The following is a 9,278-nucleotide window of genomic DNA, read 5'->3' as shown; positions in this document are numbered from 1 at the left end:
TTTTACATTGTAATAATACCAAATGCATTTGCAACAGAACTGATCAAAATGATTGCTGCAAAAAACGGACAAAGATATTTGATCATAAAGCAGAAGATCTTCTTACGACGAAATGGCTGTCCATCCTTTGTGATCTCTTTTTCTAATTTATCAACTCCAACGACTTTGGATACCAGAAGGCATGTTGCGATCGCTGCGATTGGCATCATCACAGAATTTGTCATGAAATCAAAGAAATCAAGAAACTGCATTCCAAGAATCTTAAAATCCGCAAGTGGACCATATCCAAGACAGGAAAGAGTTCCAAGAAGAATCATGATCACACCCATAAAAACAGTCGATTTTCTACGGCTCCAGTGCAATTCATCTTCGAATGTTGAAACAGCACTTTCTGTCAGTGCAATAGAACTTGTCACAGCTGCGAACAGTACTAATAAGAAAAATACAATACCGATCGCAGTTCCAAATCCCATGTTTGCGAAAACTTTCGGGATTGTGATAAACATCAGTGCAGGACCAGATTTTAAAGTTGCTGCATCACCTCCAGAGAAAGCAAAAACAGCAGGAATGATCATAAGTCCAGCCATGATCGCAATGGCAGTATCAAAAATCTCAACATTTTCTGTTGATTTCTCAATGGAAGTGTCTTTTTTCATATAAGAACCAAACGTGATCAGAATTCCCATAGCGATTGATAAAGAATAAAACATCTGTCCCATGGCAGATACCACCGTCATCCATGAAAAATGCTCAAAGTTCGGCACAAGAAAATATTTAACACCTTCTATGGCACCGGGTCTTGTTACGGAATAAACTGCGATGATCAATGATAAAACGATTAGGATTGGCATCATGAATTTGGAAACGCGTTCGATTCCATTGCGGACACCAGCATAAATAATTCCAAGAGTAAATAATGTAAAGATCAAAAAGCAGATTTCGGTGGAAATCCCATTGGAAATAAAACTTGTGAAATAAGTATCACCAGCTAAAGCTTTGCTATGTCCAGAAAAATACTCGATCAGGTATTTGATGACCCATCCGCCAATGACAGAATAATAAGGAACAATAAGGATTGGAATGATCGCATTGATCCATCCGCCAAGGGATATAAAACGAGATTTTCCAAAGTTTCCAAATGCTCCAACAGGACTTTTCCTTGTCATACGTCCAAGAGAAGTCTCCGCCATGATCAAAGTGTAACCGAAGGTTAATGCCAGTATGATATAAATAAGTAAAAAGATTCCGCCACCATACTTTGCAGCAAGATATGGAAATCTCCAGATATTTCCAAGTCCTACGGAAGCACCAGCGGCCGATAAGACAAAGCCAAGCTTTCCGGAGAAAGTGCTTCTTTTGTGTTTGTTCATTATAAATTATCTCCTTTAAATAATGTTTGCATACGCATTGAGCGTATCTGAATCAGTTTAACACAGCAACAGGAAAAAAGTAAAGAAACTTATAAAAAATCTTGTGAAAAATATTGCACATGTATGCCGTAGAAAGACAAATGTTTTTGTATAATATGCCGAAAGTGTCAGATTATTAAAAAAAATACTTGCAAATATCAGAATCATCATATAAAGTAAATATTGCGGATAAGAAAAATAAACATAGATATTTCTTTCTGATGAACAAAAAGAAAGAAACTCTGGAGAGTCTCATAAGTGAGCGCCGAAGGTGTACAGTTTTCAAATAGGGAACTAATCTCTCAGGCAAAAGGACAGAGCTTTATAAGCAATGTATTCGATACTCTTTAGAGCTGATTTTATCAGCTCTTTTTTGTATATTCAGATATACAAAAATCAAGCTGTTCAAGGTTACATTCGCAAAGATTTACTTTTGGAGGAATGAAAAATGTTAAACACGCTAAACGATGTATTAAACAACGTTGACAATTTTATCTGGGGTATGCCACTGATCATTTTGATCCTTTTTACAGGTATCTTATTGACAGTCAGACTTCGAGGATTGCAGGTTAGACATCTTGGGAAGGCACTTCATTATGTATTTCATAATGAAGATGATGGTGAAGGAGAAGTTACGAGTTTTGGAGCATTATGTACAGCGCTTTCAGCAACGATCGGAACTGGTAATATCGTAGGATGTGCAACAGCGATTGTCGCAGGTGGACCAGGAGCGTTATTCTGGATGTGGCTGGCAGCATTTTTCGGAATGGCAACAAAATATGCTGAAGGAATGTTAGCAGTCAAATACAGAGTGATCGCAGAAGATGGTCACGCACTGGGTGGTCCGTTCTATTACATTGAAAAAGGAATGGGTAAAAACTTTAAATGGCTTGCAAAATTATTCTGTATTTTTGGAACAATGGTAGGTTTATTCGGAATCGGAACATTTACACAGGTGAACGGAATCACATCAGCAGTGAATAACTTCTTTGATTCATCCAATGTACATACGATCAGCTTATTTGGAATGAACTATTCTATCAGTGTTGTTGTAGCTGGAATTATCGTAACAGTTTGTGCAGGACTTGTTATTATTGGAGGAATCAAGAGAATTTCTAAAGTATCAGAAATCATTGTACCATTTATGGCTGTGACATATATCGGTGTTTGTCTGCTTATTGTGCTGACACATTTACCACAGGTGCCAGTAGCATTTGGTCAGATCATACAGTCAGCATTTGGATTAAAGGCAGCAGCAGGTGGAGCAATCGGAGCTATGACAGTTGCAATGCAGAAAGGTATTGCACGAGGAATCTTCTCTAATGAAGCAGGACTTGGATCAGCACCGATCGCAGCGGCAGCAGCACAGACAAATGAACCAGTACGTCAGGGTCTTGTTTCTATGACAGGAACATTTATTGACACAATTATCGTATGTACAATGACAGGACTTGCAATCGTTATGACAGGTGCATGGGATATGGGACTTGAAGGCGTCGCAGTTACAACTAAAGCATTTGCATTAGGACTTCCATTTCCAGCCAAAGTATCAGCATTTATATTAATGATGTGTCTGGTGTTCTTTGCATTTACTACAATTCTTGGATGGGCATACTATAGCGAAAGGTGCTTAGAATATCTGGTAAATGGAAAGAAATTCGTGATCACAGTATTCAAATGGTTGTATATTTTGGCAGTATTTATCGGACCATTTATGACTGTCAGTGCAGTATGGACGATTGCGGATATTTGTAATGGTTTAATGGCATTCCCGAACCTTGTAGCATTGCTTGCGTTAAATGGAGAAGTTGTATCTGAGACAAGAGGATATCTTGAAAGAATTGGCATCATGAAGACAGCAGTCGACGAAGCATAAAGAAAATATTACTTTACTTTAGCACTCTGATATAGTATAGTGGAACTATAAGATCAGAAAGGGAGTAAGTGCTAATGAGCAAGAAAATCAAGACAGAAGCGGCAAAAAGATTATTTCAGGCAGTACTGACATTAGAAACAGAAGAAGAATGTTTTACATTTTTCGAAGATCTTTGTACGGTAAATGAATTAGAATCGTTAGCTCAGAGATTTGAAGTGGCATCTATGTTATATGATAAGCATACATACTTAGAAGTTGCAGATAAGACAGGTGCTTCCACGGCAACCATCAGCCGAGTGAATCGTTCACTGAATTATGGGAGTGATGGCTATGATATGGTATTTAAACGAATGAAGAAATAGGCAGATGCCTATTTCTTCTTTTTTGCTTTTTTATCTTTTTTTTCTGATTGTACAGGCTGGTATAATTGGTCGATCATTTTCTCAATCATCTGTTTTCGCAAATAGATATCATAACCGAGCAAAGTAATAAAAGCAAATTGCTGAAGTTTTTCTTTCTCATTGGAATCTTCAAGATCAGAGAAGGTATTAGCTGCTTTATTAAAAGCTTCGGTGATAGATTTTTTGATCGAACTGTTATGATTATGTTCCAGATGGAAAATTTCATCATAAATCTGATAAAAAGAAGGTTTCATATCACTGTCTTCAAAATGTTCATTCAAAGGATCCAAAAGGTTCTTGATATCAGAAATTGATAAAAAGTTCTTCAAATAATAAATATAAATCAAAAGAATCATATGATTTCTTGAGTATTTCTTCTTATTAGAAGGTGGAAGAAGATGATTCTTTGTATAGTTATTGATCATGGTTTTTGTAAAGATCTTATCTTCTTCAAAACGTTTTGTATTCTTTAATTGTTCTTCCAAAAAAGTGGTGACCTGATCCATATACAATTCGATGTTTGGAAGGTCTTCTGGAAGCACATAATCAAGTTTCATCCATTCTTCGAGTTGTTTTTCAAATTCCATAATGATTTCTCCTTATCTTATGACTATATTATACGGTTATTTAAACCAGATGACAAGAGAAAATGCATAGTCCATCGGACTGGACTCGCTTCGCTCGATAAGGTATAATATCTCTTACAGTTTTAAGGAAAGGAATTTATTTATGGGAATTTATGATACATTGAATGAACAGCAGCAGGAAGCCGTATTTTGTACGGAGGGACCGCTTTTGCTTCTTGCTGGTGCGGGGTCTGGGAAGACTCGTGTTTTGACGCATAGAATTGCTTATCTGATGGATCAGGGCGTGAATCCTTATCATATCATGGCGATTACGTTTACAAATAAAGCAGCGAAGGAAATGAGGGAGAGGGTGGATGACCTAGTTGGATATGGAGCGGAACATATCTGGGTCAGTACTTTTCATTCTACTTGTGTAAGAATATTAAGACGTCATATCGATAAGCTTGGTTATGGAAATAGCTTTACGATTTACGATGCAGACGATCAGAAATCTCTGATCAAACAGATCTGTAAGCAGTATAAGATCGATACAAAGATGATGCCGGAAAGAAAGATCATTAATGAGATTTCTTCTGCCAAAGATGAATTTATGACACCTTCTGAGTATGAGACAAGACATCAGTATGATTTTAAGAAGAAAAAGATTGCACAGATTTATAAAGAATATCAAAGACAGTTAAAAGCAAACAATGCACTGGATTTTGATGATCTGATCTTTAAGACCGTGGAACTATTCCAGTTCCATCCAGAAGTGCTTGATTATTATCAGGAGAGATTCCGTTATATTATGGTTGATGAGTATCAGGATACAAATACGATTCAGTTTCAGTTAGTCAGTATGCTTGCAAGAAAATATCACAATCTCTGTGTTGTAGGTGATGATGATCAGTCCATTTACAAATTCAGAGGTGCCAATGTAAAGAATATCTTAAATTTTGAAAATGTATTTCCAGAAGCAGTAACAATAAAACTGGAGCAAAATTATCGTTCAACAAAGAATATCTTAAATGCGGCCAATGAAGTGATCAAACATAATAAAGGAAGAAAAGCAAAGAAGCTTTGGACAGAAAATGAAGAGGGGGATTTGATCGAATTTCATCAGTATGGAACAGAATATGAAGAAGCACGACAGATCATTGACAAAATAGAAGCTTTATCAAATGAAGGTTATGATTATAAAAATATGGCGATTCTTTACCGCACAAACGCACAGTCTCGTGTATTTGAAGAAAGTTTTATGATCAAGAATATTCCATATCGTATTGTTGGTGGTACAAACTTCTATCAGAGAAAAGAAGTCAAAGATATTTTAAGTTACTTAAAAGTAGTTGATAATGGTCTGGATGATCTGGCAGTGCGAAGAATCATCAATGTTCCAAGACGAGGAATTGGAGCGGCAACGATTGAAAAGATCAATGTCTATGCTGTAGAACATAATATCAGTTTCTTAGATGCATGTTTTTCGGCAGACCATATTGAAACTCTTGGAAATGCAAAGAAGAAGATTAATGGGTTTGCAGATTTGATCCGGGATTTCCGTCGTAAGATGGAAGAAGGCTCTCTGGAAGAGTTATTTAAATATATCACAGAAGAAACGGGCTATATTGCAGATTTGAAGGCGGAAGAAACAGAAGAAGCAGAAGGTAGAATTGAAAATATCAACGAACTTTTAAATAAAGTGGTAACGTATGAACAAGAGGCAGAAGAAGCAAGTTTATCAGAATTATTAGAAGAAATTGCATTAGTTGCAGATATTGATAATCTGGAAGACTCTGATAACAGAGTTGTTTTAATGACACTACATAGTGCAAAAGGTCTGGAATTTCCATATGTATTTATTTGTGGAATGGAAGATGGAATCTTCCCAAGTTATATGACAGTCATGTCTGAAAATGACGATGACATGGAAGAAGAACGACGTTTATGTTATGTAGGAATCACGAGAGCAAAGAAGAAACTTTATTTGAGTGCGGCAAAACGCAGAATGATGCAGGGAAGAACGCAGTTTAATAAGGTTTCAAGATTTATTGATGAGATCCCTGAACAGTTATTACAGTTAGATAAAGGAATCAATCTAAAAGAAAAACGTCCAGATAAAGCATTATTTTCAGCAAATCGTGGACATAAATTTAGAAAACCATATCAGGCAAAATCATTTACTTCGACCAAAATGGATACTTTATCTTATAGTGTCGGAGATATGGTAAAACATATAAAATTTGGAAAAGGGAAAGTGCTGGAAATCGTACCAGGAGGACGTGATTATGAGGTAACTGTCGACTTTGAGAAAGTTGGCGTGAAAAAAATGTTCGCTTCCTTTGCAAAGTTAAAAAAAGTCGAATAAAATGAATGAAAAAGTTAGTAAAATATAGTCAGAAGTGATATAATAAAGAAAACACACAAGAAAGGAAGGAAACGGCATGGAAAAATTAAGCGATCTTTTAGAAATGGCAAAAGTTTCAGACATCATTACAAAGAAAGAAAAAGAAGATAACAAAATCGTCTGGGTATTAGCAATTATCGGAGCTATTGCAGCAGTTGCAGGAATCGCATTTGCGGTATACAAATACCTGGCACCAGATTATATGGATGATTTTGATGAAGACTTTGATGATGATTTTGATGATGATTTCTTCGATGATGAAGATGATACGGATGTGAAAGAAGAAGATATCGAGGAAGTAGAGTAAGATTTCCTTTCTAAAGGCGAATATCTGATCACAGATAAGAACTGAAATTTTTGAAGAACACCTAATTTTTAGGTGTTCTTTTTTTGATACAATTTGTGATAAAGATGATACAAAATGTAAAACAGGTTAGAAATATAACATCAAAAAGTAAAAAAATATAGGGCGAAAAACCGCATAAACAGGAGGTTTGCGAGAAAATATAAAGAAAAAATAAAAAAACTTGAAAAAAGTTGTTGACATTTATGAAGTGATTCTATATAATAAATCTTGCTGTTGAGGAAATAACAAAACAGACAAGCACTTACGGGGTGTGGCTCAGCTTGGCTAGAGCGCTTGATTTGGGATCAAGAGGTCGCAGGTTCGAATCCTGTCACCCCGACTGTAAGCGGGTGTAGTTCAATGGTAGAACTCCAGCCTTCCAAGCTGATCACGTGGGTTCGATTCCCATCACCCGCTTTTATGAGTCTGTAGCTCAGTTGGATAGAGCAACGGCCTTCTAAGCCGTGGGTCGGGGGTTCGAATCCCTTCAGGCTCGTTTTATTATTTGTTGTTTGGATGAGCAGCAAGAATATATGGTGGGTATAGCGCAGCTGGTTAGCGCGCCAGATTGTGGCTCTGGAGGCCGTGGGTTCGAATCCCATTACCCACCCTATTATTTTGTTCATAAGATATGCAAAATAATAATAAAATTATATAAGGGTGTGTAGCTCAGGTGGTAGAGCACTTGACTTTTAATCAAGTTGTCCGGGGTTCGAATCCCCGCACGCTCACTAAAAAGCACGGATGCCAGAAATGGCTTGAATCCGTGCTTTTCTTGTATTTATGCGGTTTTTAAGGGTATGACCTGTTTAAAAATCACACCCTTAAAAGTAACCGAAAGTATCTAAAGTTTAGGAAAGTATTTGTTCCATCCGTGTTCCAATGTTCCATCTATGTTCCAAAAATCTAAGATACCATTTCATTTAGTTGTTCCATTTCTCGTTCCATAGGTTGTTCCACTTTTTGTTCCAAATTTAAAGCATCGTTTACAGCGGATATGCTATCTTCTTTTTCTAACATTAAGTGATTGTATACTTCCAGAACGACCTTTTCAGAATCCCCTACAAGCCTTGCAATCATCTTTATGCTAATCTTAGGGAACTGGTAGCATAAGTTTGTGCAGTAATTGTGACGGAAGATGTGACTTGTTAAATCTTCGATAGGACTTTCACTGACCGCCTGCATTGCTTTTATGATTCTCCCCCACATCCTGCGGAAACCAGATTTTGTCATAGGCTTGTAATCACGATTTATGAATAAGTATTTCCTACCATCTTTTCTAAGTTGTTTTATGTAACTAGAGATTGTATCAAATACGTTATCTGGTAACGGTAACGTTCTTTCTCCGTTCTGTATGTTTTTTACTGTTTTTTTCTTTGGTATGTTGTCTGATATGTCGTGTGATTTGTCGATAGATACTGTATGTGCTTTTAAGTCAAAGTCCGCTTCTGTTAGTGCTAAGGCTTCTCCACACCGCAATCCACAGCCGTAAATGATATAGACATATATTTTATCCATTAAATTAAAATCTGCCTTAAAAACGGCTCTCTGTTCGTCTGGTGTCAATGGGCGTTTTTCTTTTGCTTTGTAACTTATAGATTCAAAGTTGTCAAATATATCTGCAAATGATTGTGCGGAATAAATGCGATCGCAAACAGCAGAGTGCAGGACCTGCTTAAATGTCATAACTATTTGTTGTTGTGTCCGCGGTTTGCCTTTAGCACCGTTCAGAATCAATTGTAAGTGGCTTCGCTGTACATCTTGTAGCTTAATGTATTTAACGCTGTCAAAATGGACGTTAATTACATTGTCGTACATTTTATTTGTATTGTTAGCTCTGTTAGATTCTTTATATAAGACTTTCCATTGTCTGGCATAATCAATAAATAGTATATCAGAGTCAATCATTGCCTGCCGTTGGTCCCTTAGTTGCTCAAACTCCTTTACGATTCTTTCTAAATCTTTAGAGCTTTTCTTGGACCGCAGGTGTTTGTATCGTTTTTTACCGTTATCCTTGTATGTACCATCCCACACGTTGGTAGAATAGTAACCATCTTTTCCTTTTTTAAACTTAGCTGTTGCCATTGTATCACTCCTTTGTTAATTAAAAATGGGTACAAAAATAACAGCCATGCAAGAGTAGTTTTTTTAGAATCTTGAAAAATAATATAGGTGTGTTACAATAGATATGGAATTTTCTATATTAAAATTTTACGATGTTATGGAAAAGAGTTGCCGTTTCTTTTTAGTCTTCTAACGGTGGCTCTTTTTTTATG

At 36.5% G+C, this 9,278-nt stretch carries 7 protein-coding genes, 5 tRNA genes and 1 riboswitch; of the genes, 9 read left to right on the top strand and 3 right to left on the bottom strand.

The window, feature by feature from the left end:
* Positions 1 to 2: 2 nt before the first annotated feature.
* The gene (locus KE503_RS10730; RefSeq protein ID WP_022375666.1) at positions 3 to 1,370 is read right to left on the bottom strand and encodes a sodium-dependent transporter; all 1,368 of its coding nucleotides are present in this window, start codon (positions 1,368 to 1,370) and stop codon (positions 3 to 5) included.
* Between the two features lie 271 nt (positions 1,371 to 1,641).
* Positions 1,642 to 1,737, top strand: a riboswitch (glycine riboswitch).
* 120 nt (positions 1,738 to 1,857) lie between these two features.
* Here KE503_RS10730 and KE503_RS10725 point away from each other — a divergent pair.
* Together KE503_RS10725 and KE503_RS10720 are read left to right on the top strand one after the other, a co-directional pair.
* Positions 1,858 to 3,285, top strand: coding sequence for an alanine/glycine:cation symporter family protein (locus KE503_RS10725; RefSeq protein WP_022375667.1), 1,428 nt, complete (start codon positions 1,858 to 1,860; stop codon positions 3,283 to 3,285).
* A gap of 74 nt (positions 3,286 to 3,359) precedes the next feature.
* On the top strand, positions 3,360 to 3,647 hold the full coding sequence (locus KE503_RS10720; protein WP_015530549.1) for a YerC/YecD family TrpR-related protein: 288 nt from the start codon (positions 3,360 to 3,362) through the stop codon (positions 3,645 to 3,647).
* Positions 3,648 to 3,655: 8 nt separating this feature from the next.
* On the opposite strand, the gene KE503_RS10715 is transcribed toward KE503_RS10720, so the two are convergent.
* Positions 3,656 to 4,273 (bottom strand): DUF1836 domain-containing protein, encoded by a 618-nt coding sequence (locus KE503_RS10715; protein ID WP_022375668.1) that lies wholly within the window; start codon positions 4,271 to 4,273, stop codon positions 3,656 to 3,658.
* A 142-nt stretch (positions 4,274 to 4,415) separates the two neighbouring features.
* On the opposite strand from KE503_RS10715, the gene pcrA reads away from it, so the two are divergent.
* The 7 genes from pcrA (at position 4,416) to KE503_RS10680 (ending at position 7,733) form a co-directional block, all read left to right on the top strand.
* Positions 4,416 to 6,617: a DNA helicase PcrA gene (gene pcrA / locus KE503_RS10710; protein WP_055197435.1), complete on the top strand. Its 2,202-nt coding sequence runs from the start codon at positions 4,416 to 4,418 to the stop codon at positions 6,615 to 6,617.
* 76 nt (positions 6,618 to 6,693) lie between these two features.
* Positions 6,694 to 6,963 carry a hypothetical protein gene (locus tag KE503_RS10705; RefSeq protein ID WP_022375670.1) on the top strand — a complete coding sequence of 90 codons (270 nt, stop codon included), beginning with the start codon at positions 6,694 to 6,696 and terminating at the stop codon, positions 6,961 to 6,963.
* Positions 6,964 to 7,267: 304 nt separating this feature from the next.
* Positions 7,268 to 7,342: transfer RNA gene (locus KE503_RS10700), tRNA-Pro, on the top strand.
* Between the two features lie 6 nt (positions 7,343 to 7,348).
* Positions 7,349 to 7,419: transfer RNA gene (locus KE503_RS10695), tRNA-Gly, on the top strand.
* 5 nt (positions 7,420 to 7,424) lie between these two features.
* Positions 7,425 to 7,498: transfer RNA gene (locus KE503_RS10690), tRNA-Arg, on the top strand.
* A gap of 40 nt (positions 7,499 to 7,538) precedes the next feature.
* A tRNA-His gene (locus KE503_RS10685) sits at positions 7,539 to 7,612 on the top strand.
* Positions 7,613 to 7,660: 48 nt separating this feature from the next.
* Positions 7,661 to 7,733: transfer RNA gene (locus KE503_RS10680), tRNA-Lys, on the top strand.
* 175 nt (positions 7,734 to 7,908) lie between these two features.
* On the opposite strand, the gene KE503_RS10675 is transcribed toward KE503_RS10680, so the two are convergent.
* Positions 7,909 to 9,087, bottom strand: coding sequence for a tyrosine-type recombinase/integrase (locus tag KE503_RS10675; RefSeq protein WP_212385207.1), 1,179 nt, complete (start codon positions 9,085 to 9,087; stop codon positions 7,909 to 7,911).
* Positions 9,088 to 9,278 lie beyond the last annotated feature (191 nt).

Source organism: Anaerostipes sp. Marseille-Q3525, from assembly GCF_018223505.1.
Lineage (GTDB): Bacteria > Bacillota > Clostridia > Lachnospirales > Lachnospiraceae > Anaerostipes > Anaerostipes amylophilus.
The sequence above is the reverse complement of the archived record's forward strand: the minus strand, read 5'-3'. Positions and strand labels throughout refer to the sequence as shown.